The 23,752-nt window shown below is 50.6% G+C and carries 35 protein-coding genes and 2 tRNA genes; 9 read left to right on the top strand and 28 right to left on the bottom strand.

All coding sequences use genetic code 11. From position 1 onward, the window contains the following. Positions 1–132: 132 nt before the first annotated feature. From FD02_RS10815 to FD02_RS10705, 24 genes are all read right to left on the bottom strand, one after another. Positions 133–205 (bottom strand) — tRNA-Ile (locus FD02_RS10815). After that, positions 206–278 (bottom strand) — tRNA-OTHER (locus FD02_RS10810). It abuts the tRNA gene before it with no gap. A 202-nt stretch (positions 279–480) separates the two neighbouring features. Beyond that, positions 481–1,038: an ArpU family phage packaging/lysis transcriptional regulator gene (locus FD02_RS10805; protein ID WP_054722378.1), complete on the bottom strand. Its 558-nt coding sequence runs from the start codon at positions 1,036–1,038 to the stop codon at positions 481–483. Positions 1,039–1,299: 261 nt separating this feature from the next. Further along, positions 1,300–1,668, bottom strand: a complete 369-nt coding sequence (locus tag FD02_RS10800) for a hypothetical protein (protein WP_054722376.1) — start codon at positions 1,666–1,668, stop codon at positions 1,300–1,302. Continuing rightward, complete coding sequence (locus FD02_RS10795) at positions 1,658–1,861, bottom strand: hypothetical protein (RefSeq protein WP_054722374.1); 204 nt, start codon at positions 1,859–1,861, stop codon at positions 1,658–1,660. The genes FD02_RS10800 and FD02_RS10795 overlap by 11 nt, the downstream gene beginning before the upstream one ends. After that, positions 1,845–2,261, bottom strand: a complete 417-nt coding sequence (locus FD02_RS10790) for a hypothetical protein (RefSeq protein ID WP_056952281.1) — start codon at positions 2,259–2,261, stop codon at positions 1,845–1,847. Before FD02_RS10790 ends, FD02_RS10795 begins: the two co-directional genes overlap by 17 nt. Before the next feature lie 2 nt (positions 2,262–2,263). Further along, positions 2,264–2,740: a hypothetical protein gene (locus FD02_RS10785; RefSeq protein WP_156408299.1), complete on the bottom strand. Its 477-nt coding sequence runs from the start codon at positions 2,738–2,740 to the stop codon at positions 2,264–2,266. 40 nt (positions 2,741–2,780) lie between these two features. Then, entirely contained in the window at positions 2,781–3,023 is a 243-nt protein-coding gene (locus FD02_RS10780) for a DUF3310 domain-containing protein (protein ID WP_054722368.1), read from the bottom strand. Between the two features lie 5 nt (positions 3,024–3,028). Further along, the gene (locus tag FD02_RS10775; RefSeq protein ID WP_054722365.1) at positions 3,029–3,214 is read right to left on the bottom strand and encodes a hypothetical protein; all 186 of its coding nucleotides are present in this window, start codon (positions 3,212–3,214) and stop codon (positions 3,029–3,031) included. Further along, positions 3,211–3,621 carry a RusA family crossover junction endodeoxyribonuclease gene (locus FD02_RS10770; protein WP_054722363.1) on the bottom strand — a complete coding sequence of 137 codons (411 nt, stop codon included), beginning with the start codon at positions 3,619–3,621 and terminating at the stop codon, positions 3,211–3,213. Before FD02_RS10770 ends, FD02_RS10775 begins: the two co-directional genes overlap by 4 nt. An 8-nt stretch (positions 3,622–3,629) precedes the next feature. Then, the gene (ssb, locus tag FD02_RS10765) at positions 3,630–4,079 is read right to left on the bottom strand and encodes a single-stranded DNA-binding protein (RefSeq protein ID WP_054722361.1); all 450 of its coding nucleotides are present in this window, start codon (positions 4,077–4,079) and stop codon (positions 3,630–3,632) included. Beyond that, a complete protein-coding gene (locus FD02_RS10760) occupies positions 4,069–4,389 on the bottom strand; it encodes a hypothetical protein (protein ID WP_054722359.1) in 321 nt (106 codons plus the stop codon). Before FD02_RS10760 ends, ssb begins: the two co-directional genes overlap by 11 nt. Then, on the bottom strand, positions 4,386–5,612 hold the full coding sequence (locus FD02_RS10755; RefSeq protein WP_235806718.1) for a DnaB-like helicase C-terminal domain-containing protein: 1,227 nt from the start codon (positions 5,610–5,612) through the stop codon (positions 4,386–4,388). The genes FD02_RS10760 and FD02_RS10755 overlap by 4 nt, the downstream gene beginning before the upstream one ends. A 17-nt stretch (positions 5,613–5,629) precedes the next feature. Further along, positions 5,630–6,514, bottom strand: a complete 885-nt coding sequence (locus FD02_RS10750; RefSeq protein ID WP_054722356.1) for a hypothetical protein — start codon at positions 6,512–6,514, stop codon at positions 5,630–5,632. Next, complete coding sequence (locus FD02_RS10745; RefSeq protein ID WP_054722354.1) at positions 6,511–7,182, bottom strand: putative HNHc nuclease; 672 nt, start codon at positions 7,180–7,182, stop codon at positions 6,511–6,513. Before FD02_RS10745 ends, FD02_RS10750 begins: the two co-directional genes overlap by 4 nt. Beyond that, positions 7,179–7,892, bottom strand: coding sequence for an ERF family protein (locus FD02_RS10740; RefSeq protein ID WP_082603406.1), 714 nt, complete (start codon positions 7,890–7,892; stop codon positions 7,179–7,181). The genes FD02_RS10745 and FD02_RS10740 overlap by 4 nt, the downstream gene beginning before the upstream one ends. After that, positions 7,892–8,383 (bottom strand): siphovirus Gp157 family protein, encoded by a 492-nt coding sequence (locus FD02_RS10735; RefSeq protein ID WP_056952276.1) that lies wholly within the window; start codon positions 8,381–8,383, stop codon positions 7,892–7,894. The genes FD02_RS10740 and FD02_RS10735 overlap by 1 nt, the downstream gene beginning before the upstream one ends. Beyond that, positions 8,383–8,871, bottom strand: a complete 489-nt coding sequence (locus FD02_RS10730; RefSeq protein WP_054722350.1) for a hypothetical protein — start codon at positions 8,869–8,871, stop codon at positions 8,383–8,385. The genes FD02_RS10735 and FD02_RS10730 overlap by 1 nt, the downstream gene beginning before the upstream one ends. A gap of 56 nt (positions 8,872–8,927) precedes the next feature. After that, positions 8,928–9,161: a hypothetical protein gene (locus FD02_RS10725; protein ID WP_054722348.1), complete on the bottom strand. Its 234-nt coding sequence runs from the start codon at positions 9,159–9,161 to the stop codon at positions 8,928–8,930. Between the two features lie 5 nt (positions 9,162–9,166). Continuing rightward, a complete protein-coding gene (locus FD02_RS10720; RefSeq protein ID WP_156408298.1) occupies positions 9,167–9,409 on the bottom strand; it encodes a hypothetical protein in 243 nt (80 codons plus the stop codon). 52 nt (positions 9,410–9,461) lie between these two features. Further along, positions 9,462–9,590, bottom strand: coding sequence for a hypothetical protein (locus FD02_RS11620; RefSeq protein WP_268871603.1), 129 nt, complete (start codon positions 9,588–9,590; stop codon positions 9,462–9,464). Further along, the gene (locus FD02_RS10715) at positions 9,587–9,901 is read right to left on the bottom strand and encodes a DUF771 domain-containing protein (RefSeq protein ID WP_054722343.1); all 315 of its coding nucleotides are present in this window, start codon (positions 9,899–9,901) and stop codon (positions 9,587–9,589) included. Before FD02_RS10715 ends, FD02_RS11620 begins: the two co-directional genes overlap by 4 nt. A 35-nt stretch (positions 9,902–9,936) precedes the next feature. Next, the gene (locus FD02_RS10710) at positions 9,937–10,701 is read right to left on the bottom strand and encodes a phage antirepressor KilAC domain-containing protein (RefSeq protein WP_054722341.1); all 765 of its coding nucleotides are present in this window, start codon (positions 10,699–10,701) and stop codon (positions 9,937–9,939) included. A gap of 1 nt (position 10,702) precedes the next feature. Continuing rightward, positions 10,703–10,942, bottom strand: coding sequence for a helix-turn-helix transcriptional regulator (locus FD02_RS10705; RefSeq protein ID WP_056952274.1), 240 nt, complete (start codon positions 10,940–10,942; stop codon positions 10,703–10,705). A gap of 145 nt (positions 10,943–11,087) precedes the next feature. Between FD02_RS10705 and FD02_RS10700 the strand changes: the two genes are divergently transcribed. The 8 genes from FD02_RS10700 (at position 11,088) to FD02_RS10670 (ending at position 18,877) form a co-directional block, all read left to right on the top strand. Beyond that, positions 11,088–11,834: an XRE family transcriptional regulator gene (locus tag FD02_RS10700; protein WP_056952271.1), complete on the top strand. Its 747-nt coding sequence runs from the start codon at positions 11,088–11,090 to the stop codon at positions 11,832–11,834. A gap of 147 nt (positions 11,835–11,981) precedes the next feature. Further along, complete coding sequence (locus FD02_RS10695) at positions 11,982–13,928, top strand: HsdM family class I SAM-dependent methyltransferase (protein ID WP_056952269.1); 1,947 nt, start codon at positions 11,982–11,984, stop codon at positions 13,926–13,928. Beyond that, entirely contained in the window at positions 13,906–14,928 is a 1,023-nt protein-coding gene (locus FD02_RS10690; RefSeq protein ID WP_056952266.1) for a restriction endonuclease subunit S, read from the top strand. Before FD02_RS10695 ends, FD02_RS10690 begins: the two co-directional genes overlap by 23 nt. A 134-nt stretch (positions 14,929–15,062) precedes the next feature. After that, a complete protein-coding gene (locus FD02_RS10685; RefSeq protein ID WP_235806717.1) occupies positions 15,063–15,263 on the top strand; it encodes a hypothetical protein in 201 nt (66 codons plus the stop codon). Positions 15,264–15,321: 58 nt separating this feature from the next. Next, a complete protein-coding gene (locus FD02_RS10680) occupies positions 15,322–16,191 on the top strand; it encodes a hypothetical protein (RefSeq protein WP_056952264.1) in 870 nt (289 codons plus the stop codon). Positions 16,192–16,685: 494 nt separating this feature from the next. Next, entirely contained in the window at positions 16,686–17,855 is a 1,170-nt protein-coding gene (locus FD02_RS10675) for a site-specific integrase (protein ID WP_054722333.1), read from the top strand. A gap of 237 nt (positions 17,856–18,092) precedes the next feature. Then, a complete protein-coding gene (locus tag FD02_RS11225; RefSeq protein WP_156408297.1) occupies positions 18,093–18,254 on the top strand; it encodes a hypothetical protein in 162 nt (53 codons plus the stop codon). A 203-nt stretch (positions 18,255–18,457) separates the two neighbouring features. Beyond that, on the top strand, positions 18,458–18,877 hold the full coding sequence (locus tag FD02_RS10670; RefSeq protein ID WP_054722331.1) for a hypothetical protein: 420 nt from the start codon (positions 18,458–18,460) through the stop codon (positions 18,875–18,877). A 40-nt stretch (positions 18,878–18,917) separates the two neighbouring features. Here the strand turns inward: FD02_RS10670 and FD02_RS10665 are convergent, their stop codons facing one another. From FD02_RS10665 to recJ, 4 genes are read right to left on the bottom strand one after another with little or no spacing between them, the layout of a single operon-like run. Further along, positions 18,918–19,232 (bottom strand): DUF960 domain-containing protein, encoded by a 315-nt coding sequence (locus tag FD02_RS10665; RefSeq protein ID WP_054722329.1) that lies wholly within the window; start codon positions 19,230–19,232, stop codon positions 18,918–18,920. Between the two features lie 12 nt (positions 19,233–19,244). Then, a complete protein-coding gene (locus tag FD02_RS10660; protein ID WP_054722327.1) occupies positions 19,245–19,748 on the bottom strand; it encodes an aminoacyl-tRNA deacylase in 504 nt (167 codons plus the stop codon). A gap of 9 nt (positions 19,749–19,757) precedes the next feature. Next, positions 19,758–20,285, bottom strand: a complete 528-nt coding sequence (locus FD02_RS10655) for an adenine phosphoribosyltransferase (protein ID WP_054722380.1) — start codon at positions 20,283–20,285, stop codon at positions 19,758–19,760. Positions 20,286–20,293: 8 nt separating this feature from the next. After that, positions 20,294–22,573: a single-stranded-DNA-specific exonuclease RecJ gene (gene recJ, locus FD02_RS10650; RefSeq protein WP_056952260.1), complete on the bottom strand. Its 2,280-nt coding sequence runs from the start codon at positions 22,571–22,573 to the stop codon at positions 20,294–20,296. Between the two features lie 163 nt (positions 22,574–22,736). On the opposite strand from recJ, the gene galE reads away from it, so the two are divergent. After that, positions 22,737–23,732, top strand: coding sequence for a UDP-glucose 4-epimerase GalE (gene galE, locus FD02_RS10645; RefSeq protein ID WP_056952258.1), 996 nt, complete (start codon positions 22,737–22,739; stop codon positions 23,730–23,732). Positions 23,733–23,752 lie beyond the last annotated feature (20 nt).

The following is a 23,752-nucleotide window of genomic DNA, read 5'->3' as shown; positions in this document are numbered from 1 at the left end:
GACTGTTGTTAGATACCAATTCAACCCCCTCTGACATAACAATTTGAGCGTGTACATGATTTTCGTTTGACATGTTTATCACCTCAAAAAAATAGTACTCCATCACGAGCCGGAATACTACACTAAAGTGAATGTAGACGGCAGGGTTTGAACCTGCACCCACGCAATTATAAGTTGCACGCTCTACCGATTGAGCTACATCTACTGTGAGAGGTGGGAATCGAACCCACGCATTGCCCGCCTGATGACGGGGCGCTTTTCCACTTAGCTACTCTCACACGCTCGCTCCCCCGTCAGCCGGGATCGTCGCAAGCTATGCTCCGCGCCGGAATCGAACCGGCAGCCATGCACGGCTTCCACATCGGAGCTACCTATCCACGGAGGCATGATCACCGCGAATCGGGTTTGAACATCACAAAATGAAAGAAGGAAGCACCGCCGGCTCTCACCTTTGGCACAATACAATATTAGCACGCCATTTCAGGGTAGATGTTCGCTCTTTGTTCGCACTTTGTTCGGTGTTCGTTCGCTGTTTGTTCGGACCAGCAATCCATGATCGCCAGCTGGCCACAATCCGGCAAATGTATATAGCGCATCTTTCAGTACGTCATAGTACCCCGTTTTTCCATATCCAGAATCAGCGATCAACAGCTCTACAGCAATTGGCCGCTTGATGTAGTAGTCCTTCAGTATGTTGCGGTGGGCGTCGTCCTCAATGCAGCTAATCGTCTTGTCACATGCTTCTGTGTACGTCTCATCGTCAATGTGATCCGTAATCCTGATCTCAACGACGTTGCCAATCGATGGCGACCTTGGCATGCCATCAAGCGATGGCGACTTGATCGAGGCTTTCACACGTGACCGCTGCTTGCGTCTGCGATAATCTTCCAAAACATGGTCGGCTTCAATCACGGAAGCTTCATAGTCCCACGGGCTCACATAATTAGCTGCTGTCTTTCTCACTTGCGCACCACTCCTTTTCCAGTTAGCCCAGAACCACACGCCCACCAAAGCTACGAATATCATCACTTCAATCATTTTTGCGCGACCGTCAGCGTTACCCCCTGACCACCCACGGCATCCGCACAGTTCTTGGCTTAGGCACCGGTAAAGGCGGCTTCATTGGTGGATGATGGACGTGCACACAGCCTACCGCATTGGGCCCAAACTCCTTTCCATCGTACGGACACACCTCACGGCCGAAAAACTTTAGTTTGCCGCATTTAGTGCATCTCTTATAAATGTTCCACCACGATCCTACAGACTCGTCTCGCATAAACTCGTGACGACAGAACAGCTTCATTTCTCCGCCTCCAATTTCACGATTTCGCCGGTTTCCTCAACGCGCCAGACACCTAGCAGCCATGCACGCGAAACAGCATCCTGGTTGTCAACCGTCCAGCGTTCCCAATCGTACAGACCATTGAAGCCCATAGCTGATATATGGTCGCCAAGGTGCCAAAATACGTCTAGCAGTCCCCACTGTCTAGGTTTCTTTGCTTTGCTGATATAATCACTCACTGCTTTCGGAATCACCGGCAGATCATCTGGCAGGGCGGCGGCGTAACGCTGTCTAAGCTCATCTGCAAATTTTGGACCATCTGGGGAAGAAGTCTCAATGTTGAATGCCGCATCATCGAACACGTCCCGCTTCGTCTCATTGCTCATCGTCAGTCACCTCAACCTCATCGTTCTCTTCATCATCTTCATAGTCAGCAATTACCAGTGCTCCACCAGATCCATAACCATTGGCTGGAGTCATATAGGTTAATTTTGCTTTTGAATGCGTTTTAAGTAAGCGGTTCAAGGACTCAATTTCATCGTGCGAATATAAGCTGAACACCTTAATTTTCCTCGCCATTGTCAGTCACCTCCACAGGTGTGATCGCCTTAACCCAGTCAGGCGCCGAGTCGATGTTGGCCTGGGTGACAGTTGAACCGAACGTGATTGCGCTTTGTTCCTCGGCGTAGCCCTTGACCGTCCACGCGCCGGTTTGGTCTAGTACGGCGTAAGCAACAGTTCCGTCCGGCAGCTCCGTCCCTTCCATCGGCAGAACGAACCGCTTCGGCTTCTCGACTAACTCGACTACGTGGCATTGGTTTATGTGGCCCGCTCTTTCAATCGCGCGCTGTGCATCTTTCCGGCTGTAATACCGATAAAGCACGCGTCCCAGGTCCCCGTATTGGTCTTGATATAAATAGGCGTTGTCATTGCTTCGTACCACAAACAATTTATCGTCCTTGTTCTTCACTGCATACATGCTTATTCCTCCAGTCCATACTTGCGTAACGATCGATTAACCGCCCAGATATATTTGTAGCCGACCTCATGCATTATCTTCGCCTTGCTGTCTCCGTTATCTACCATCCGTGAAAGCCGTCGCTCGATGTAATCCGTGTAGTCGCCATGAGCCTTTCTTAACCGCAGCAGTATCTTTCGTAACGTTGCGAGTTCAAAGCCTGTCACTACCGATATGTACGAATTTGCACGGTCTTCCAGATGAAGTTTCCAGATTAGCTGGTCAATCTGAGCTGGCGTGTACTTATCAATTTCGACGCTTCTGTTTTCAGCGCTCTGCCAACTCTCTTGATTGGCAGATTTTGCGGCAGATTCTAGCTGCGGATTCAAGTAACTTGGATTATTCACCGTCATCCGCAACAGCTTCAATCGTGGGTCGTCGTCTGGTACGTTGATAACTGACCCGTATTCATTCTCCAGTGGCCACAGCCACTTCTTCATCCACACTGGTGCAGTGTTGCTACGGTTACCGGTAACGCCTTTAATCGTCACTATCATTCGCCTCGGTTCGCTCGATTAGCCGGTTGAGATACGTGCGGGCCTTAAGCAAGTCCTCAAGGCCATTCTTTTTCGGATAGCGGACAACGTACTTGATGATGTTGCCAACCATAAACAGGTCTGCCGCCTTACCGAAAATCGCATAAAGGAAGTCAATCACGTCAAGCTTCCCACCGTAGTAGCTGGGCTTAATGTCATGCCTGACTGTTTCGTCATACAATTTCATCCCAATCACCCCCACACGTACGGTGGTTTTGGTGCTTCAATTAGGTCGCCGTCGAGGCATTTTGCTGAATCTCCGTCATCAAAGAGAACAAGCCACCCATCTTCTTCGGTATCAACAACTTCCCCAACCTTGCCAGTCAGTCGCGATTGCTCTCCGATGTATTTAACGTAACTTCCAATATAATTGTTCATGTTATAGCCTCCACTTCTACTTCGACTCGTGGCCCGTTGCCGTCGTCGTAAAACTTATCTGTTTCCGCATGTACGATTAGGTTGTCGTCTGCCCACACAATGCCAGTCAGCGCGTCCGTTACGGCTTTGTAATAGTTGTCTGCGTCAGGTTTCACCGTCGGCCGCTCTCTGCCCTCTAGCCGCGCTTTCCGCTGCACCTTGGTGGCGCTTTGCTGAATCGGCCTGTATACGCGTACCTTGACTGATAGCGGATAATCTAGCGCCTCACCGGGCCATTGCTGACGTGCATATATAGCGACCGATTGTTTGTATAGCCGCGACCGTGCGGGGTCGTATGCGTGGCCCGTGCGAGTAAATCTTGGTCTGCCTTGTCCGACCGGAATGCCGGGTATCGTTATTACTTTCATCTGGCGGCCTAGAACGGTAGATCGTCGTCGGAGATTTCAACCGCCGTGCCATTATCTGCAAGCTGGTCAACTGGCTTGGCTGGTGCTTGTTGGCGTGGCGCTTGGCCCGTTCGTGTTGACGATTGCCCAGCATCCTTGTCACGTGGCTCAAGCAGGGCGAAGTTCTCAACGACTACCTCGGTGACGTAAACCTTTTGGCCTTGGTTGTTCTCGTAGTTGCGCGTCTGGATATGCCCGTCAACGCCAATCAGCGAACCCTTGTGAGTGAACTGTGACAGGTTCTCCGCACCCTTGCGCCAGATAACGCAGTTGATGAAGTCCGTCTCACGCTCGCCATTTGCGCTCCGGAATTGGCGGTCAACAGCCAAGCTGAACGTGCCGACGGCGGCGCCGCTTTGTGTGTACTTGAGGTCAATGTCTCGGGTCAGTCGCCCGGTCAGTGTTGTGTTATTTATCATCGAAGTGTACCTCCTGAATTTTTCTGTCAATTTTCGACAGGTAGTTTTTCCACGTGTTATATATTCTTTGTAAGTAGCGCTCGTCGCGCATGGATAGATACTTGAGCACCGGCTCGTATGTCGGGCCGTTGGCGGCCTCTGACTCCGCAAAGTCGAGCGCGTCAATCTGGCTCTCGTAGGCATAATCGTCATGTCCGGCCTTGTGCTCGTTGTTTGCCTCATCGAGGGCCACCATCACGAGTAGCGAGTAGTTGAACCCCGCCTCCTGCATGTAGTCGTCAAACTCCTTGAGCGTCATAATGCCGGTCATGTGAGATACGCCACCCGGAACTGGAGCTTATTGGCAAAGAAGTTAAAGTTGACATCCCCCAGCGCACCCTCACGGTTCTTGGCGATTGTCAGCGTGACGCTCCGCACGTCTGACTTCTCGTTGCTTCGGTCACTGTTCCAGAGGAACCCGACTGCGTTGCTGTCCTGCTCGATAGAACCGGACTCCCGCAGGTCGGATAGCATTGGCTTCTTGTCGTTACGGCTCTCAATGCCACGCGATAGCTGACTAAGCATGATGATCGGCACGTCGAGTTCGTTGGTCAGCAACTTGAATTGACGGGTGACTTCCTCAATCTGCAAGCGGCGGTCGGGTTGCCCCGGCACCTCAATCAACCCGAGATAGTCAACGATTGCGAGGTATCCGTGTTTAGCAGTAGCCGCGCGTTGACGCAACACTTTGACAATCTGCTGGAGCTTGAGTTGCTTATCCCACAGCCGCAGGTCGTATGAACGCAACGTCTGCCCGGCTTCCTCGACCTTTTTCATCTCGGCGTCACTCAAGTCAATCATCGGGTTCACCAGCTTGCTACTTGGTATTCCTGTTATCGACGCCACTAGCCGCTGGTAGTTTTGGCGGTTCGTCATCTCAAGTGAGAACACGTCGATAGTCACGTCTGGTTGCCGTTTGAACGCCTCTAACACGAGGTTGATTGCGAACGCCGACTTACCAACCGCTGGCCGAGCACCGATGGTGATTAGGCGGCCCGGCATGAGTCCGTCGCCGAACAGCTTGTCGATAGGCGCATACGTCTTGATTCCTACGTCCAATTTGCCCTCTGTGAGCCGTTCGTGCATGTCTTGGACTAATTCATCCATGGTGACTTCTGTGTCGCTAGAATCGTTCGATATGGCGTCCTGCGCGGTGATAAGCATCGAGTGGAACTTCTCATCGCTAGGATCGTTGGCAAAGTCGAATGCTGACTCTTGCGCTCGCTTGCGGTAAAAGTCGTTGCGTATTACCTTGACCCACGAACTAAAGTTGCCTACCGTCACATCAGCGGTGAGTATCGGCTCCCAGTCCTCGCGACTCATCACGCCCGGATAGGCTTTGGTGAAACCGTCTCGAAGCTGAATGTAATCAAGCTCGCCACCAACGTCGTTAAGGTATTTCACCAGTGTCTGGTATGGCTTGTAATCAAACCAGTCAGGGCTTATCCACTCGGAACGAATCAGCTTTGGTTGTTGCGTCAGGCAATACAGCACGTGCCACTCTGGTTTATCTAGCTGTAAGATATTGCATCCCTCCCTAGCGAGCTTAGATGCTCGGAAATAAGTCGCTTGGCTCGTTCAGGGTCAACCGGAACGCTGTTATCTTGAATCTCACGAAGCACCTGACTGATTGACCCGTATACAGAGAACGTATCGAGCACCCACTGGTCAGGGTCGAACTTTGGCTTAACTGCTTCTTGTTGTTCAGCAATAGCGGTGTAGTCTTGCCATGCTTCCTGCGAGAAAAATGTTGATCCCTGCTTGACGAACCGCTTATCCGTACCAGCGGCCTCAAGCTCCTTGCAATAGGCAACGATGCCGTTCTGAATCTGCTTGTTAGTAGCCGGGTTCGCTTTGCGAGTCATCGCTCGCTTGTAAGCGGCAAAGGCTGGCTTCTTGCCCTCCTTGCGTGGGTATAGATTCCACAGCTTGTCGAAGTCGTCAGCAAGTTGCTTGCTGGTGATGGTATTATCTTTATTCTTTGCATTCTTGATTGTTGACACTTGATTGACACTTGATTGACAGTTGATTGACAGTTGCTTGTCATCCGACTGGTAGTTATTCCAATTTATTATTGATATGACGCTGTATTTATTGGTTGATTTGATTGACAACATTCCTTCATTTTCAAACCTCTTAACCCATCTCCATAGCTGGCGGCCGGACAACTGCTTGTCATGTGGCACTCCTGCATTGAACTCTGATGCCAGTGCGACGCTCCCTGTGACGAATTCTCCGCTTGACACGGACACTTCATGTCCATTGAATAAAAATCTGTTGCCGCCGTGGGAAGCTTTAATTAATAACAGCATCCACAGCTTGAGTAAATTAGGGTCTGCCCAGACAAACGAGTGGGTGATTTTGCGGTAAACCTTTATCCAACCTTGGTCGCTCATTTGCCCACCCCCTTTGCGTATTGAGGCTTAATCTTGCGGAGCTGGTCGGCGTCTAACTTGATCGGCTTGATGTGATACTTGGCGATGAAGCTGTCAATGCCGGTGGCGTGTTGCTCGGTATGGTGCACCCGGCAAAGGCTCATCCAGTGGTAATCAAGCTCGTTGATTGCATAGCGATTGCGGCCCATGCCAACTGTCTCGAAGTGTGCAAGGTCGGCGGGCTTGCCGCAGATAACGCACTTCTTGAACCGCAAGCAAAACCACTGCCGTGCATAGTCGTTCGGGATCATGTCCCACGTCCGCGTCTTGAACGGAATATCGTTGCGGAAGCAAAACTCCAGAATGGTGTAAATCATGTTGCTGGCCGTCGTCATGGAGCAATCGCTCAAGGAATACGCCTCAATGCCAAATATTTGCCGTGTGTAGCCTTTTAGCAGGTCTTCGGTATAATCAATCACGTCACCCGTAAAATCGCTTATATCGCGTAATAAGGCCCATATCTTGCGTCGCTGGTCAGGACTGATTGAACGCCCGTCCTCAACTTGCAGGTCAACGCTCGGTTGCTTGCCATTCGCGAGCTTGGCTACCTCGTACAGCGATACCTCGTCGTCAACGGTCAGCGTCAGGTTGCGACCGGATATGCCGGTCAATTTCCCACTGACTCTCATTCACCATCGCCACCCGCTAACTTTGCTGACTGCTTCTCGAGATACACTTTCATCCACTGCGCCCCTTTAGGTGTCAGCTCGGAAATAGTCGTTGCCTTGCTGTCCGTGTTGGCGTTGGCAAGCCCAATCAGTGACTCGGCAAACTCCTTAGTCGTTTTCGGCTTAGGGTTGCCGGCTTTATCTTTGGCAGGCAGTAGCGTGAACGTGCTTTCTACCAGCTTGACGAGTTCCTTGGCATCATTGCTTGGTGCCGGTTTTGCCTGCGGCTGTCGCCGAACTTGTGGCCGTTGCGCAGTCTGCCGAGGTGCTGTCTGTGTCGCCGCGTTACCGTCGTCATCAACGTCAGAGGTGATACCGAATGCCGCGCTCAAGGCGTAACGGCGAGCGTAGGTCTCTGCTGATCCAAAGGCTTGCGCATCTTTCTTGGCGACTGGTACAGCCAGTGGGCCAAGCTGAATGTACTGGCCCGAAGAGTGGGTAATGACGGTCGTCACCAGAACTTCGTTGTCGCGTGACTGAACGTCTTGGAAGTAGCTCAAGCCCGTTCCGGGTGTTGCCTTGTCGATAGCATCAACGACACCCTCAAGCTGAACGTATTTGCTCTTGAAAAACGGGTTGTCAGCGTTCTTTTGTGGCTGTTTGACGTTTGCTCGAAAAACTGCCAACGCTTTGAAAATCTCGTTCTTTTTGTTATCTAATAAGTCTTCCATTACTTGACCTCCAAGTGTGTGCCACGGTCTGCATAGGTCGCGCCCTCAATCTCTTTGCCTTCATCGAGCGCTTGCTTAATCTTGTCTTTGTCAGGCTCCATCACGTCGTGGTACATGTATGCGGGCAACTTGTCTTCGTCAATCTCAAGCCGCCTAACACCGCCGTTGCCTTTGACAAAGAACATCACCTCGTCCGTCTCAATCTTCTGCCAGTCATGCTCAACCATGGTGTCCTTGACGGTATCCTTGAGGCGCTTGGCTAGGTTAGTGTACGCCGCCGCTCGTTGATTCATTGCCTTAGCCTTAGCACTGATGGCGTCCGCCTTGGCTTTGGCTTCCTCGGCTACCTTGACGTATGCCGTCAGCTTCTCGTGCAACTCGCCTTGAATTGACTCCATCGTGTCGGCCATAGTTTTTGGATCAATGGAGCCGTCCTCGCCCATTGCAAGTAGTCGTTGCTCCGCATCGGTTAGCTCATATAAGGTTGCCACTAGTTGTTACCTACTTTCCGTAACGTGGCACGCAACGGGTTAGCTACATCGAAGACAAGAAACCCTGCCGCTCCGTCGTCCACCAATTCTCCGGGCAACCGGTAGCTAAACCGTTCCATATTAAGGTTGCTGAATTCACCAGATGCTTCCGCTAGCGTTTTAACAACGCTAATTCGACGTGGGAAAATGCCCTCACTTTTTGTCCCCTTGTATAAGCGAAATGAATTAGGCTCGCTCTTACTTGCCGGAACAACAGCAATTTTCCCTGCTTTGGTGTCAGTCATCACTAACACACGGTCAGCACCAACGCTGTCGAAGAACTTGGCGACGGCCGTGCTCAACATAAGTTGCTGTTTAGCAAGCGAAAGGCTGTACCCCTGAATGGCCTGCCGACCTTGCGGCTTCATAGGATAATGAATGACGGTGCTGAATGACGCTAGCGGATCAAACTTCTGTGCTACTGGCTTACGTTCGATTTCTTTTAACATGTGATATAATCTCCTTGTAGAATAGTTTGTTTGTTGCCATCGGTTGCCGCCGGTGGCTATTTTTGTGCCCAACAAATGTTCCAGCCGCGAATGCCTGCTTCGACCGTGTAGCCAGCGTCGCGCAAAGCGTCGATTTCATCGTCAGTCAGATTTGGCACTGTGATTTCGCTGATATTTGCCACTGCCGCGCGAATGATTGATTGCTGAACGGTGTCCGCATGTGCTCGAATCTGCGCTTTGCGCATATCGTTGCGTGCGGTTTCGGCAGTGTAAGTAATAAGACTGTCCATGGCAGTCACCTCCCCTCGATGTTTTCCCTGTCATGCCGCTTTCGCTCACGCTCGGCCTGAATCAGCTCCAGTGCCGACCGCTTGCCGCCAATGAAGTTCGTATCCCACTCGGTGCTGTCCTCACTGTCAATCGCCCACGCCTCGTTTTGACGTGTCTGCGCAATTAGTGCGGTCAGCTCCATATCAGTCAGAATTGCCGCTACTGCTAGCCCGTCGTTCCAGCCTTCGCGCGCGCCGGGATAGCTCAACTCGGCTTGCGTTAGCTGGTGTGGTACCTCACGGAAAGCTCCACTGCGAAACCTATACATCGAACCACCCCCGCCAGCGACCGTTTGCAGCACGGCCCATGATATAAGCGGACAATGCGACCGCCAAGCTACCGAAGAACCAAGCTTCGTTCGCATGGATCCATAGAATTAACTGAGTCATCGTTCTGCCTCCTTGCCGATGTTGCGGAACTCTTTACGCATGAACTCGCTGAACGCCAGTGGCTCGAACCGCCAGCCCATCTGGCCATGGTAATTGAATGCGAACCCGTCAAGTTGTCGTTGGAACCGCGGCTGGTTTATGATGTGCTCGCTCAGCCAGGTTGGCGTGATGCCATAGCGTTCTTGCACTTCCTTCGTTGACCACCAGCGGCGGTAGTCAGGTTCGTGCTTGATCTGGTCGGCAACGGCTCGATCCACCGCTGTTTTGATTGCCTCCTGAATTAATGGCATCAGGTCTAATGTTGGTGGCATATCTGATGCCTCCTTTACTGGATATTTCGGTTTTTCTATGCTGTCTGTGGTTCGTTAGTCTGTAGAAACTTGTTGATAAAATACTGCTGGCCTTTGCCGGTTACCTTGGTAGTCTTGGTGATCCGTACGCTGCCATCCGGGTTCTGGAATGTGCGTTCCTTGATGTCGAACAGCTCCAAGTCCATCGCGCGTTGCGTTGGCATGTTTCGACGGTCACCCTTGCCAATCAGATAGCCGTGATCTCGCAGCCAACCGAATAGCCTATTCTGGCCAATATCCACACCGTTCTGGCGGATGAGCTTGGCTAAGTCACCGATGAGAATGCTCGTGTGACTGGTGGCTACTGCGTCTGCAAACAACGCTTTGGGCTTCATCTTCTCGTTATCGGCTGTGAGTGCTGCCGTACGGGCTTGTTCATTCTTCAACTGTGTTGCCAGTTTGATAATGAAGTCTGGGTCGTAGATGGCCTTCTCAATCGTTTCCGGCGTCATATAGGCACCATGCTTACGGATTGATGGAAGGACTTCATGTGTTACCCAACGGTTAAAACGTTTTGCCGCCGGCTTATGACTTGCCCCGACTAGCTTGTACAGCCCTGGTTCGCTGATGAAATTGGTTCCACCCTGACGCCCTAAGTTAAACTTAGCCCGTTCATCGTCATCCAATGAGGACACGGCTACGGTTGTGTTGCTAAGTTCAAGTGCCTTTGTGACGTCTGGCGCGGCAAACCAGATCTGTTCGTCATGGTTCAACGTGCGAACGTCGTTGCCCTCAAAGTTAAATAGCTGTAGTTCATTCATGCTATACGGCCTCCCTTTCTCTGATGGAACGAATAAACTCGTTTCGGTTTCCAAAAAAAATGAATTCAGTCGGGATATGATACAGTCCTTGAATCTTTACCATCTCAGCATAGGGCACATTAGAACTGTCTTGTTCCCAAGCGGCAAGGGTCTGATAGTGAACCCCAAGAATTCCGGCGGCTTCTTTTTGCGTGTATCCTGCGTTTCGGCGCGCCGCTTCCAACGTGATTTGAATTTTCATGTGATGCCTCCTTTCTGGTACGACTATTAATATAAACGAGTTTATTCGTTTTGTCAACGACTTTTCCCGTTTTATTTTCGATTGTGTTGTATTTGACGAGTTTATTCGTTACAATGACGACATAAAGACTAAGGAAGTGATTGCAATGCCAAGGCATAAACTAACCGCCTTTGAACTAAAACTTAGAGAGACAATTTCCGCTAACCTTAAGAAGGTGTCTGGTAGCATCAGTCAGCAACAGCTCTCTGATATGACCGGCATTCCCGCTTCTACAATTTCAGGATACTTTTCCAAGCGGTCAACACCGAATCCGGGTTCCATTCAAAAAATCGCCGATGCATTAAAGGTGAACAAGTCAGATATTGACCCAAGATTCACGACGTCCATTTTAGACGGACCGGCTGACATACTCCCCATATACAACAAGCTCCACCCCGACCGTCAGCAGAACGTGTACACCTACGCAGAAAAGCAGCTCAATGAGCAGCAGAACGAGAACGTCGTACCGTTCCCTGAACAGCGTGAGATTGTGTGCGGGCGCGGTACAGCTGCCGGTGCCCCAATCGATGGCGCCACACAGGACGCTGAGGTGCGTAGGACACGCGTCAACGTGGACGACATCCCAGCTAGTGCAAATGAAATCGTTACTGTTGAGGGTGACTCGATGGAGCCAGACTACCCGAAGTACTCGCAGATATTCGTCCGATGGCAAGACACGATAGACGATGGCGATCTGGCCGTTGTCCGTGTGGCTGACGAAGGTGTCACATTCAAGCAGGTATCCCGCGATTATCAACAAAAGAAAATTGTTCTACACTCACTGAATGACAAGTATCCCGACAGATACCTCGATCCCGAAGATGTCAGCATCATAGGCGTTGTGCTGAACTAACCCACCAAGCAGCAGGCACGGGCAGGACGTGCCGTGGGCTTACGTCCAAACATGAATGACGTTAAAAGCTGGCTTTTTTGGAGAGTTAATTTATTACTGCTATAATACCAATATGAATAATTATTGATACAGTAAGGGTGAATCAAAATGGTAAATGAAGCAACTGCAACTGATCAAACAGTTCGTAAGTTAGTCGAGGCCGTATCGACTAACTATAGCGAACAGCAATCGTTTAACTCTGATATTTCTCTAGCCTTGTCTCACGCTAGTAAACAAGGCGGGCGCGGTGTAGGAAAACCTGATTTCTTTTTCATGAGTGGCAATTACCCCGTTATTATCGAAGATAAGCCTGCCTATGATCGCGCAGTTTATGAAGAAAATGATGAGGTGGTACTAAAGTTTCCTTACATCAAAACATATGCCGAAAATGGAGCAATCTGGTATGCGAAACATATCGTTGAAAAATCAATCTACCGTGAATGTTTCGCAATTGGCGCAACTGGTGATGCACAATATTTACAACTTCAACCATATTATGTCCACCTTGAGAAAGGCAACAAAATTGCCACTGTAAAAAAGCTAAGCCCAATAGTCGATTTATCAGATTTCACCAAAGATCGCATTAATGAGTACTATCGGGTTGAGGTGCAGGGTGGCAAAACGGTTGAGCAGCAACATATTGATGATCTACAAGTTGCTGTGGCAAAACTCCATGAGGACCTCCGTAACTACGCCTCTTTGGAGGGAGAAAACAAGGCTACCGTCATTTCTGCCCTACTTCTTGCCCTATCTGGTGACCCAACTCTATTGACTAACTTAACTGGTTCAACCGGCGAGGATAATAGAGACGGGGACAAGGTTTTCACCGCTATCGGAGTCGAGCTTAAATCTGACCATGTAAGACCGAAATCACCTAATTCAGATTGGAACAACAAAATATCAATACTATTAAATAAATTTAGTTTTATCAAAACAAACGTAATGTTGAATCGTGTTAACCCAACTCTGGGAATGACACCATTAAAGTACTTTGCCACCACCCTAGAGGAAAGAGTGCTCTTACATTTCAAACGAAACACAGACTATGATGTGCTCGGAAACTTCTATGGTGAATTTGTAAAATATGGTGGCAGTGATGGTAATTCTCTTGGCATCGTGTTGACGCCTCAGCACATAACATCGCTAATGGCTGAGTTAATTGATGTTCAACCCGATGATTATGTGCTAGACCCGGCCTGCGGCTCTGCCAGCTTTTTAATATCGTCGATGCACCGAATGCTTAATGCCGTTGGGGACAATCTGGAAAAGCAGACCGAAATCAGGCAAAATCACTTGTATGGTGTAGAACTACAAGAAAAGCTGTTCACGGTCGCTACAACCAATATGATTCTTCGTGGTGATGGTAAAAGTAATCTGCTTCATGGTGACATGTTCAGCTTTTCTGGAGAATACTTTAAAACAAAAAAAATCAACAAAGTTCTATTTAATCCACCATACAGTCAAGCTAAGAATAAACAAACACAACAGTTAAGCGAGCTGAATTTTATTTATCATGCCCTATCCATGTGTAACAAAAACGGGAAACTGGCGGTCATAGTCCCACAGTCCACAATGATTGGCAAGACCAAGTATGACCAAAACATCAAGATTCGACTATTAAAAGAAAACACATTAGATGCTGTAATCACATTAAACCCTGACACCTTCTACGGCATTGGCGTAAATCCTGTCATTGCAATTTTTACTGCTGGAGTTCCACACAATGCAGAACACCTGGTTACCTTCGTGGACTTTAGAGACGATGGATATAGTGTCCACAAGCATATTGGTCTTGTCCCTGATGGTTCTGCCAAGGCCAAAAGAAATAAACTAATTCAACTGCTGAAGGGTAATCTAATCTCTTTTAGCAACGACTTTGCTCTGAAAACGACTATAACTGCAGATGACGAATGGCTTCATAGTTTTTACTACTTCAATGAAACAATTCCTACAGATGAAGATTTTAACAAGACCATACAAGACTACCTCGCCTTCAAATTCGATATGACAGTCCACGGAAGGGGGGATTTATTTGACAAAAAAGAACCTGAATGAAGTTCAATGGTTTCCATTCTCGCTTGGAAATACGGAAATATTTAATCTCTATGCAACTAAGAGTGGACTCGATAAGAACAAACTTAGCCACACTTCACCTGAACGATTTCCATATGTCACTAGATCAGAGCTGAACAACGGCGTAAATATGTTTACCTCCAGACAATTAGCACCACTTAACCCGAAAAACACCATTTCAATTGGACTTGATACACAAAGTGTTTTTTACCAGCCATTTCCTTATTACACAGGACAGAACGTTCAAGTACTCGACTTCCCTGAGCTGACACTGAAAACCGCCCTCTTCATAATTCCGCTAATCAAGATGCAGCTAATGAACCTGAATTGGGGCGGCAACGGCGCTACGCTGTCCCGTCTCCGGGCGAAAAAAATAATGCTACCCGCATATGATAAAGATCACCCAGATTGGCAATTTATGAGTGATTATATTTCAGAGAAAATATCAAACTACAATGTTCCCGTGCGGAAAGCTGCTAAGCGTCGTATTAGTCACCAACTTGAAGAACAGTGCTGGAAACCAATTGCCATTGGATCACTCTTCGATATAACACGTGGAAAATCCGGACCGAAAAACAAACTTTCGCATGGAAATGTCCCTCTAATATCTGCAAGAAAAATCAACAATGGACTCAGCCGTTTTGTTCATGTAGGAGAGACATCTATCGAAAGCGGGCAAGTATTGTCTGTCAACAACAATGGTGATGGTGGTGCTGGCATTGCTTATTATCAGCCCTTCCCGTTTACAGCAACTCAAGATGTATCAGTACTAAGACCTAGGATTAGACTCTCCGGGCACACTCTTCTTTTTTTGGCAACTGCCATAACTATGCAAAGTTCAAAATTTGGATTTGGGAACAAAGCTAACGCTTCCCATCTGAAAAAGCAGCTCATCATGCTGCCTTTCGACGACAAAAATGTTCCTGATTGGCAGTTTATGGATAGCTATATTCGTTCACTACCCGACTCCAATCTAATTTAGTTTTCGCAAAAAAACGTCTGTCCCCATACCTTGAGATAGTGCTTGCCTAACCCGCCACAGTATCAGGCCCGTGCAACTCGGGCCGTGGGCGTTAATCTGAAAGGAGAATCAGCATGAAGATCAAGAACTTATATATGTATGCAGCATGTTTGGTTTGTCTCGTAGTCGCTTTGATTTCGCTGTACGTCGTTGTGTCTGGAATATCCGAGCTTATCTGGTTTGACAAGTCCGCGCAGCCCGGGATCTACCTCTACCAGCAACTATTCAACGGCGCCATCATGCTAGTGGTGTCCTCGTTGCTGTTCGTATTCCACTGGCACCACGCAGACAAGTAACACACAGCCGTTGGGAAAACAAAAAGCCCCCCGCAATGAGGGACAGGAGGTGCTATATATGGAAATGTACCACGCATATCCGTGCTACGACTGTCAAAACGAAGGCTATGTCTCTCAACTTAAGGCTTCAGTAACGGAAAAAAGTTACCTAAGCGCCACCTGCCAACGTTGGCATCATGTCGATATTTTTACGAGCACGCCATTATTCGCACCATTATATGAACATGCCATGCAAGCTCATATTTCTCATAACTATTTTGAATCATTTTTAAGCGCATACTCTGCATTAGAAAACATTTTTAGGATTGCTAGCCAAGCTAATATCTGGATGTATTCAAATCGTGATATGACCGCGGTCGACAAAGCACTAAAGTTCGGGGCGCTATTGTCCTCAGAACGGTGTCAGGGAAATTTTTACACAGTTGCAGCGGAACGCTTTCCAAAACGCTTCGAGACAATTACTGAAGAGTTCAACCGGCTGGTTTCCGTACGTAATAAAGTGATGCATGGTAGCGTGATACCCGATGAGGGGCGTTCAATGCAGGCGCTAATGACTGTTTGGAAGGTCGGCGTGATCTGTCTTTATGGGTGGATGGAAAATGGAGGTAGCGTTATTCAATACTACCAAATGACCCGTAGCAATTATGATTTGAGTAAACGTTCAGAACATGTCTCGGCTCAGAAAGAAATTGAAGCAATGCCACATCCCTATCCAATGAAGATAGGAAATTTGTGTTACTATCTTTCACCCCTGAGCGAAGTCCGTGGACTGCTTGGATCAATCAACTGGGATCATAAATTTGAAGATGCAAACGGTCAGCCAGATTTTGAGGTAGTTCTTGACAGTCAGTTAAAGGTTACGTTCGAACAATTAATACAGCAAACGCCTCCACTTGACACCATCATAAAGAAATCAATCAAGCGTTAAAACATCACCCCAAAAAGTTAACAGCTCCCGACTTCGATCGTAAATAAAATTCTCGTTTAGTGTTGGTGTTTTATCCGTAATGGATCCCGAGATAATGATTCTTGTGTTTCTCGGCAAAGTCTGCAAAAAGTCTGCTAGCTCGCCTGTGGTTCGTAATTCATGATTGCAATTCATATTTTTCATCTCCTATATTAGGTAGTCGCTTTTTAGCTTTTACGATGAAGCCACCTGTCCCCAATAACGACACTGACGATTAGTACAAGCCACACGTACCAATATTTTATGAGTAGCTCTCCCTGAGTTAAGTGAATTAAATCGTGAACGAATGACATTCTATCACCTTATTTCAATTTAGTTTAATTTCCTTCATCATTATACCTTAAAAAAGCGCCGACCCACACAGTCCTGGCAGACTGGGTCGGCGCATCTACAGAAACGCACACTGAGGCGCGCTCTTTGCGTACTCCAGTATAGCAAAATACGGAGGTAAAATCATGGCACAAATCTTTAAAAGTGGCAAAACCTGGGGGTATCGAGTAAGTTACCTTGACGAGCATGGCAGGCGGCATCAGCCTAGCAAAAGCGGGTTTCCGAGAAAAGCTGCCGCAGAGGCGGCCGCCCTTGAATTGGAACAAAGTAAAGCTCATGGCGCAAAGCTCGATAAAGCCAACGTCACCCTGATCGACTTTTATGATCGGTGGATCGCTGCGTACAAAGAAGGCAAGAATTCAGAGATTACTGAATCGCGATATTCCACATTTCGTGCCGCACTTGAAGAGTGGTTCGGTGATACCAAGCTGGTAGACATTACTCGGATGAAGTACCAAATGTTCATCAACGACTATGCTGCGGGAAAGGTGACTCCCAAAAACAAAATACACCCAAAACCTCGAGCTCGGGAAACCGTCTCTAAGCTGAACGGGTATATAAGAGCAATGGCAGATGATGCAATGGCTGAGCAAATCATCTTCACCAACTTCACCAAGGGCTGGGTGAATCCTGGCTATGCGCCGAGCACGACTCAGGTCAAGTATCTCGAAACAGCCGATTTTGAGCGCCTGCTCGCTTTTTGCACTGAACATGCGTCATTGTCCATGATATACAATTACATCATTGTCACGGCCATTCTGACGGGATGCCGCGCATCTGAAGTAATCGCCTTGCAATGGCCCGACATAAATTTCGACGAGAATACAATCCGTATTGATAAATCGTGGGACTACGTCTATGCTACCGGATTTAAGCCAACCAAGACTCCGGCTGGTGTCCGGACAATCGACGTGCCTCAGATGCTGATCAATCTTCTCAAACGGCTGCGTGCCGAACAGACTGCTGCAAATATGAAGACGGGTTACCGTGATAATCTCAACTTAGTCTTTCGCAACAACAAACATCAAGTTCCGGGAGACTCGGCCCTCAACCGTGACCTAAGTAAAATTGAAACTGAACTGGGCATCTCATCGCCAATCACATTCCACGGACTCCGCCACACCCATGTCAGCTATCTGCTGTCAAAAGGTGTGGACATCGCATACATTTCCAGAAGGCTTGGACACTCCGATGTCACGATCACTTTACGGGTATACCAGCACCTACTTAGTGACTTCGAAAAGGCACAATCTATGCACGCTATAAGCGCATTAAACGATATATGTGCAAAATGAGTGCACTAAAATGCCAAAATCGCCGGTGTTTCAACATACCTTATGGCTGTACTCTCCTTATCTAAACTGGCGTTTCCAGCGTGCCGCAACCCTTTCAGGTTGCGGCTTTTTTATTTGCGATACTGGTCTAGCGGCCCACCTAGAAGTTAAATTTTCCGCAAGGAGCTTGCGCCCAGCAGGAGCCGCCTCTTGGCTATGATATTCTGAGTTAAACCACGGCCACTGGAGGAAAGTATCATGGCTAAATACTTGCTCATTATCACGCTGATCGCCAGCATATTGATTATGCTGGGCGAAACTCGCCACAATCGTTATCTGATTTGGGCTGCGCTTGCCCTCTTCTTATCCATTGTTGGGTTCTTGCTGTGGCTCTTGTTCTTTCTGGTCCCAGCGATGTAGGAGCACTCCCAGTTGGCCTAATAAACGCCATCAAGTCCCCTGACTTGACAACAGATATTACGCCACGTCCCCCGCGGCGCACCGCTGCCAGATTTAATAACGACAGCTTTTTAATTATTCGCTAAGAATTATATTGATAATAAGTATATCCGGTGTTACGCTTATGCAGTAAGTTAGTCGTGAATCGCTACACAAATGGGGGAATGAAGATGCAAGCTGACGATTATATCGCATACGCCAACGCGCAATTGGAACGTCTACTCGTTTATGAAACCGTATTCAAGGAGTACGTGCATACGGCCAAGAACATTGAAAAAGGCAACTGTTACGCCAGCGAGAGTCTCGAACGCCTCCGGGACTACTTTAGCAAAAACGTGCTACGCTTCACCAAGTTTATCGGCGAAGTCGAGGCGGTCACGCCACCGGCTGGCTTCTGCAATTTCCACGCCGAGCTGGTCGGTGGCCTGCAGGACATGAGTCACGCCGTGTCGGTGACCTTGATGGGCATCGAACCCACTGGCGTTAATCATCAACTCTTCGACGTCGGCTGCGTGCAAGAAGCCGCAGCGCGCACTCGGATTGACCACGCCTTTGATCAACTGCACCAACCACAGGCGATGTGAGCCACAAAAAAATCCGCCAGAAATTTCTGGCGGATATTTTTTACCCTTGGTGCCCTTCCGTTGGTAATAAAATGGTTTGATTATCACCGTCGTCGTAGGCCATGATTTCGTTGGGGTATGCCGGGTCATACGCAAAGGGTAAATCGACGGCCAGCTGGGTCTTGCCGTCTTCGGCGTCAAAGCGCACCGTCAACTTGCCGTCTCGGTTTAACAACTCGAAGCGCAGGAGGTTGGTCAACGGCATGACCCCTTGCAGATTCTGATCGATAATCAGCCAAATGCTGTCGATGATTTCCCCTGGCAACTGAGAAATGATGCCAAAGGTCGCAAACCGGTTACTGTCGCGATCGAACATGCCAATCCCTCCTTATTCCGCCGCCGGGCTCGTGATGTCAGCAAACTCGGCGCGCACCACCTTCGCCAACGCCCGCGGGTCAATTCCCACCGAGCGACCGATTTTCCCTGCCGACACGATGATTTCACTTTCAGCTAACGCTGCGTCACTGAGATAAATCGGATACTTGTGGCGCGCGTGAATGCCAATTGGCGTGTTGGCACCGTGCTCATAGCCCGTCGTGGCCACCAAGTCTTTCAGCGGCACCATGCCGACTTTTTTGTTACCCGACACGTGGCCCAACTTCTTATAGTCGACGTGCGTGTCAAGCGGCACGACCCCCACCAGCGGGCCGGTTTTATTGCCGGTGAGCACAAGCGTCTTATAGATACGGTGCTCGGGAATGGCGAGGTGATCAACTTGTAGCTGAGCCACGTCGCCAGCTTCAACGGTGGGAAACGTGTATGGCACGTAGGCGACGTTTTGCTTGTCCAACATCTTCTCGACGAGCGTCTTGTCCTCCTGATGTTTTGCCATGCTTGCCTCCTAGGCGCCTTCGTAAGCCGTCAAGGTGAAGACGTCGTGGTCCTTAATCTTGTCGCGACCGTGTAGATCCGTCAGCTCGACTAAAAAGGCCGTGCCGACCACGATGCCGCCGAGTTGCTCGACGAGTTCGATTGTCGCCGCAATCGTGCCACCGGTGGCCAACAAATCGTCGCACACCAAGACCCGCTGACCCGGCCGAATCGCGTCCTTGTGGAGATACAACGTGGCCTGGCCATATTCGAGGTCGTAGTTGGCGCTCACGGTTGGGCGCGGTAACTTGCCCTTTTTCCGCGCCGGGGCAAACCCGACACCGAGCTTGTAGGCGACCGGACAGCCGACGATAAAGCCGCGGGCCTCGGGACCCACGATCATTTCGACGCCTTTGTCCTTGGCGTAAGCGACGATTTCGTCGGTAGCAGCAGCGTACGCGGCGCCGTCTGCCATCAGCGGCGAAATGTCGCGGAAAATGATGCCGGGCTCCGGAAAGTCGGGCACGCTTGCGATGTAGTCTTTAAAATTGATTGCCATGATTTGCCTCACGATTTAGTTTGCGGCAACAACCGGGCCGTTAGCTCGGCGCGGCTGTCCCGCTGCAGGTGCGTGGCCAAGGCAAGAAACGCCTCTCGTTCCTGCCACGCCGTTGCGGCAGTCAACGGTCGCTTTTGCGGCGCGGCGGTTGCCGTAATTTGCGCACCCTCTATTGTAACAAAGCCCAATTCAAAAAACACCTGCACGATAAAGATTGCCTGTAACGTCGAGACATGCGTCGCCTGGGCCAAAGCCGCCAGGTGGTGCTTGTCAAAGCCAGGATGTTGCTGCAAATAGTGCAACACCCGCCCACATTCCAAGCGCGTGGGTTGGGCCACCAACTCCGCGGGCTCCGCCCAAAAAATCAATCCAACCGGTGGTGTTAGTTTGGCCATCGTCGCGGTCAGCTCCGCCTCACTGCGCGGTAAGTCGACCAACACGGCGTTGTCGGTGGCTGCCGGCAGGTCTTTCGCCAATATGCTTGGGCCGCCGAAGGTAAAGCGCCGCGTCAGCTGCGCCTGGCGCCTGGCGGAGAAAAAGACATAGGTTTGGGCGGCGCGAAACTGCTCGGCACTCGGTTGCGGCAGCCGCATATCGCGCAGTTCGGGTTGCTGCAGCTGCCAATCTTTCAACTGCAGCTGCAAGGTCGAATTACCGCGCCACGTATTTTGATCCAGCGTCACGGCCAACTTCGCCTGGCTGGCTGCCGTTAACGCGCCGGCTTGCGCGCCGTAGCCAAAGGCAATCACCGGCAAGCCATCCGCCTGGAAGCGCAGGTGGGCACCGGTTTTCCCGAGCGCCTTGACGTCGGCGATTTGGGCCGGCAAGAAACTAAAGACCGGCTCCGGATTGCCTTGGCCAAACGGGGCTAACTGACGTAGCAGATGATAATTCGCCAAGGTCAAGTCGCTGGCACTCACCGCTGCGGCAATTGTCAACGCTGGCTTCCCGACGGCGGCCAGGGGCCCGGCCGCCGCTTCCATCGCCGCAGCGAGTTGATCTAACGACGCGGTGGGCACCGTCAGGCCAACCGCCATGTGATGGCCCCCAAACGCGGTGAGTTGATCGCGCACGGCGTTGATTGCGTTGAACAAATGATACGCGGCCACCGAACGGCCGGAACCCTTCGCCGATTGGCCGTCCTTGCTGATGTTCAACACGACAGTCGGTTTACCGGTGGCGTCGACGATGCGGCTGGCCACAATGCCCAAGACCCCTTCGTGCCAATCCGGATGCGCCAACACGAGGGTTTTGCGTGCCTGGTTCTCCGGCGTTTCCGCCATCGCCATGGCCGTGGTGGTGATCGCGGCAACGAGTTGCTGGCGCTTGGCGTTTAAGTCGTTGATCTGCGTGGCCAAGGTCGTCGCCTCGTCGTCATCAAACGTCGTCAACAAGGTGACCCCTGGCGTGGCATCACCGAGGCGGCCCAGTGCGTTTAGTCGCGGCGCCAGCCCGAAGCCCACACTAGTTTCATCCAGCGTGTTGGCATCGATGCCGGCGGCTTTGATCAGCGCCGCCAACCCCGGCCGTGGCTGCTGGCGAATCAACTGCAGGCCCAGTTGCACGAAAATGCGGTTTTCATCGGTGAGGCTGACCTGGTCGGCAATTGCGCCCAGCGCGGCGAGGTCGATACTTTCCATGGGCACGCTGCCCAGCAACGCCGTGGCCACCTTGAAGGCCACGCCGGCCCCAGAAAGGTCACCGAAGGGATAATCACCAGCCGGGTGGCGCGGGTGCACCACCGCCACGGCATTCGGTAATTCGGCGGGCAGTTCGTGGTGGTCCGTGATGACAACATCCATCCCCGCGGCCATCGCCTCATCGATGACCGCCTTGCCAGAAACGCCGTTGTCAACTGTGATCACCAGCTGCGTGCCGCTTTTTTGTAAATAATGGTACACTGCGGCATTCGGGCCATACCCGTCCGTGAAGCGATCCGGAATGAAGACTTCGGGTTCAGCGCCGATGCTTTGCAGCGTCTCCAGCATAATGCTGGTGCTGGTCAAGCCGTCGACGTCATAGTCGCCATAAATCGTGATTTTTTCCTGATTCGCCACAGCTTGCTGAATGCGCGCGACGGCTTTGGTCATGTCGTGCAAGGCGAAGGGATCATGTAGGCGCGCGACGTCTGGGGTCGTGAACGCGTCGTAATCGGCCTGGCTAGTAATCCCGCGCTGGGCCAAAAGCCGCGCCAAAAACGCGGGCACTTGCAGCGCCTGCGCCACCTCACTGATTTCAGCTGCCGCCGGAGCGGTTTGCGTTTGCCATTCATATTTTGCTGCCGTCACATTAATCCCTCTTTCTAACCTGTCAATTATAGCAAAGCCGACGCCGCTTAGATACGGGCAGTCATGCGCAAAGTTTACCGCCAACCTGCCACAATTTGACTAAAGGGGCATGGTATAATGCGGTTAGTCAATTGCAAACCGCAATTAAAGGAGTGACAAACATATGGCAATCGCAGTTTTAGGTGGCGCCGGTTATATCGGCTCACACATGGTGGACACCCTCGTGCAGGCCGGCGAGGACGTCGTGGTCATCGACAATCTCGTCACTGGCCACCGCGCGGCGGTGAACCCCGCGGCTCGCTTTTATGAAGGTGACGTGCGTGACCAGACCTTTTTGCGCACGGTTTTTGCTAAGGAAACCATCGAAGGCGTGATTCACTTCGCGGCGTTTTCCATCGTGCCGGAATCGATGAAGGATCCGTTGAAGTATTTTGACAACAATACCGGCGGCGTCATTCAGCTGCTGGAGGTGATGCACGAATTTGGGATCAATAAAATCGTCTTCTCCTCCACCGCCGCCACATACGGCGAACCCGTGCACATTCCGATTAAGGAAACTGACCCTCAGGTGCCGACGAACCCTTACGGCGAAAGCAAGCTGGCAATGGAAAAAATTATGCGCTGGTGCGATGAGGCGTACGGCATTCATTTCGTCGCCTTGCGCTACTTCAACGTCGCCGGTGCCAAGGCTGATGGCAGCATCGGCGAGGACCACGGGCCGGAAACGCACCTGATCCCGATTATTCTACAAGTGGCTGCCGGCACCCGCACCGGATTGCAAATTTACGGTAACGACTACCCGACCAAAGACGGTACCAACGTCCGCGATTATGTGCATGTGGTCGACCTGGCTGCGGCGCACCTGCTTGCACTGAATTACTTGCGCGCCGGCAAGCCAAGCACCGCCTTCAACCTCGGCAGTGCCACCGGCTTTTCTAATTTGGAAATCCTCGACGCCGCCCGCCACGTCACTGGCGAGCCCATCCCCGCCGAGATTGGTCCGCGCCGCGCTGGCGACCCGAGCACGTTGATTGCCGACTCAACGAAGGCCCGAGAGATTTTGGGCTGGCAGCCGCAATACGACGACATCGATGCGATTATCGCCACGGCTTGGCAGTGGCACAAGACCCATCCACAAGGCTACGCCGATCGCGACTAAGTCCCCACCGGTTTTTCCCG

Source organism: Lacticaseibacillus nasuensis JCM 17158 (genome assembly GCF_001434705.1).
Taxonomy (GTDB): Bacteria; Bacillota; Bacilli; order Lactobacillales; family Lactobacillaceae; genus Lacticaseibacillus; species Lacticaseibacillus nasuensis.
This window is presented reverse-complemented; position numbering and strand designations above follow the sequence as displayed.

What these genes read in the sequence shown, in the direction of transcription:
- FD02_RS10715 (WP_054722343.1), bottom strand. Translation starts at nt 9,901, where the DNA reads ATGCCACCAACATTAGACCTGATGCCATTAATTCAGGAGGCAATCAAA.
- FD02_RS10745 (WP_054722354.1), bottom strand. Translation starts at nt 7,182, where the DNA reads ATGAGAGTCAGTGGGAAATTGACCGGCATATCCGGTCGCAACCTGACG.
- FD02_RS10785 (WP_156408299.1), bottom strand. Translation starts at nt 2,740, where the DNA reads ATGAAGAAGTGGCTGTGGCCACTGGAGAATGAATACGGGTCAGTTATC.
- FD02_RS10730 (WP_054722350.1), bottom strand. Translation starts at nt 8,871, where the DNA reads ATGTTAAAAGAAATCGAACGTAAGCCAGTAGCACAGAAGTTTGATCCG.
- FD02_RS10670 (WP_054722331.1), top strand. Translation starts at nt 18,458, where the DNA reads ATGAAGATGCAAGCTGACGATTATATCGCATACGCCAACGCGCAATTG.
- FD02_RS10705 (WP_056952274.1), bottom strand. Translation starts at nt 10,942, where the DNA reads ATGAAAATTCAAATCACGTTGGAAGCGGCGCGCCGAAACGCAGGATAC.
- FD02_RS10700 (WP_056952271.1), top strand. Translation starts at nt 11,088, where the DNA reads ATGCCAAGGCATAAACTAACCGCCTTTGAACTAAAACTTAGAGAGACA.
- FD02_RS10680 (WP_056952264.1), top strand. Translation starts at nt 15,322, where the DNA reads ATGGAAATGTACCACGCATATCCGTGCTACGACTGTCAAAACGAAGGC.
- galE (WP_056952258.1), top strand. Translation starts at nt 22,737, where the DNA reads ATGGCAATCGCAGTTTTAGGTGGCGCCGGTTATATCGGCTCACACATG.
- ssb (WP_054722361.1), bottom strand. Translation starts at nt 4,079, where the DNA reads ATGATAAATAACACAACACTGACCGGGCGACTGACCCGAGACATTGAC.
- FD02_RS10665 (WP_054722329.1), bottom strand. Translation starts at nt 19,232, where the DNA reads ATGTTCGATCGCGACAGTAACCGGTTTGCGACCTTTGGCATCATTTCT.
- FD02_RS10770 (WP_054722363.1), bottom strand. Translation starts at nt 3,621, where the DNA reads ATGAAAGTAATAACGATACCCGGCATTCCGGTCGGACAAGGCAGACCA.
- FD02_RS10695 (WP_056952269.1), top strand. Translation starts at nt 11,982, where the DNA reads ATGGTAAATGAAGCAACTGCAACTGATCAAACAGTTCGTAAGTTAGTC.
- FD02_RS10685 (WP_235806717.1), top strand. Translation starts at nt 15,063, where the DNA reads ATGTATGCAGCATGTTTGGTTTGTCTCGTAGTCGCTTTGATTTCGCTG.
- FD02_RS10775 (WP_054722365.1), bottom strand. Translation starts at nt 3,214, where the DNA reads ATGAACAATTATATTGGAAGTTACGTTAAATACATCGGAGAGCAATCG.
- FD02_RS10655 (WP_054722380.1), bottom strand. Translation starts at nt 20,285, where the DNA reads ATGGCAATCAATTTTAAAGACTACATCGCAAGCGTGCCCGACTTTCCG.
- FD02_RS10750 (WP_054722356.1), bottom strand. Translation starts at nt 6,514, where the DNA reads ATGAGCGACCAAGGTTGGATAAAGGTTTACCGCAAAATCACCCACTCG.
- FD02_RS10795 (WP_054722374.1), bottom strand. Translation starts at nt 1,861, where the DNA reads ATGGCGAGGAAAATTAAGGTGTTCAGCTTATATTCGCACGATGAAATT.
- FD02_RS10740 (WP_082603406.1), bottom strand. Translation starts at nt 7,892, where the DNA reads ATGGAAGACTTATTAGATAACAAAAAGAACGAGATTTTCAAAGCGTTG.
- FD02_RS10790 (WP_056952281.1), bottom strand. Translation starts at nt 2,261, where the DNA reads ATGTATGCAGTGAAGAACAAGGACGATAAATTGTTTGTGGTACGAAGC.
- FD02_RS11225 (WP_156408297.1), top strand. Translation starts at nt 18,093, where the DNA reads ATGGCTAAATACTTGCTCATTATCACGCTGATCGCCAGCATATTGATT.
- FD02_RS10780 (WP_054722368.1), bottom strand. Translation starts at nt 3,023, where the DNA reads ATGAAATTGTATGACGAAACAGTCAGGCATGACATTAAGCCCAGCTAC.
- FD02_RS10710 (WP_054722341.1), bottom strand. Translation starts at nt 10,701, where the DNA reads ATGAATGAACTACAGCTATTTAACTTTGAGGGCAACGACGTTCGCACG.
- FD02_RS10660 (WP_054722327.1), bottom strand. Translation starts at nt 19,748, where the DNA reads ATGGCAAAACATCAGGAGGACAAGACGCTCGTCGAGAAGATGTTGGAC.
- FD02_RS10805 (WP_054722378.1), bottom strand. Translation starts at nt 1,038, where the DNA reads ATGATTGAAGTGATGATATTCGTAGCTTTGGTGGGCGTGTGGTTCTGG.
- FD02_RS10725 (WP_054722348.1), bottom strand. Translation starts at nt 9,161, where the DNA reads ATGGACAGTCTTATTACTTACACTGCCGAAACCGCACGCAACGATATG.
- FD02_RS10675 (WP_054722333.1), top strand. Translation starts at nt 16,686, where the DNA reads ATGGCACAAATCTTTAAAAGTGGCAAAACCTGGGGGTATCGAGTAAGT.
- FD02_RS10760 (WP_054722359.1), bottom strand. Translation starts at nt 4,389, where the DNA reads ATGACCGGCATTATGACGCTCAAGGAGTTTGACGACTACATGCAGGAG.
- FD02_RS11620 (WP_268871603.1), bottom strand. Translation starts at nt 9,590, where the DNA reads ATGACTCAGTTAATTCTATGGATCCATGCGAACGAAGCTTGGTTCTTC.
- FD02_RS10800 (WP_054722376.1), bottom strand. Translation starts at nt 1,668, where the DNA reads ATGAGCAATGAGACGAAGCGGGACGTGTTCGATGATGCGGCATTCAAC.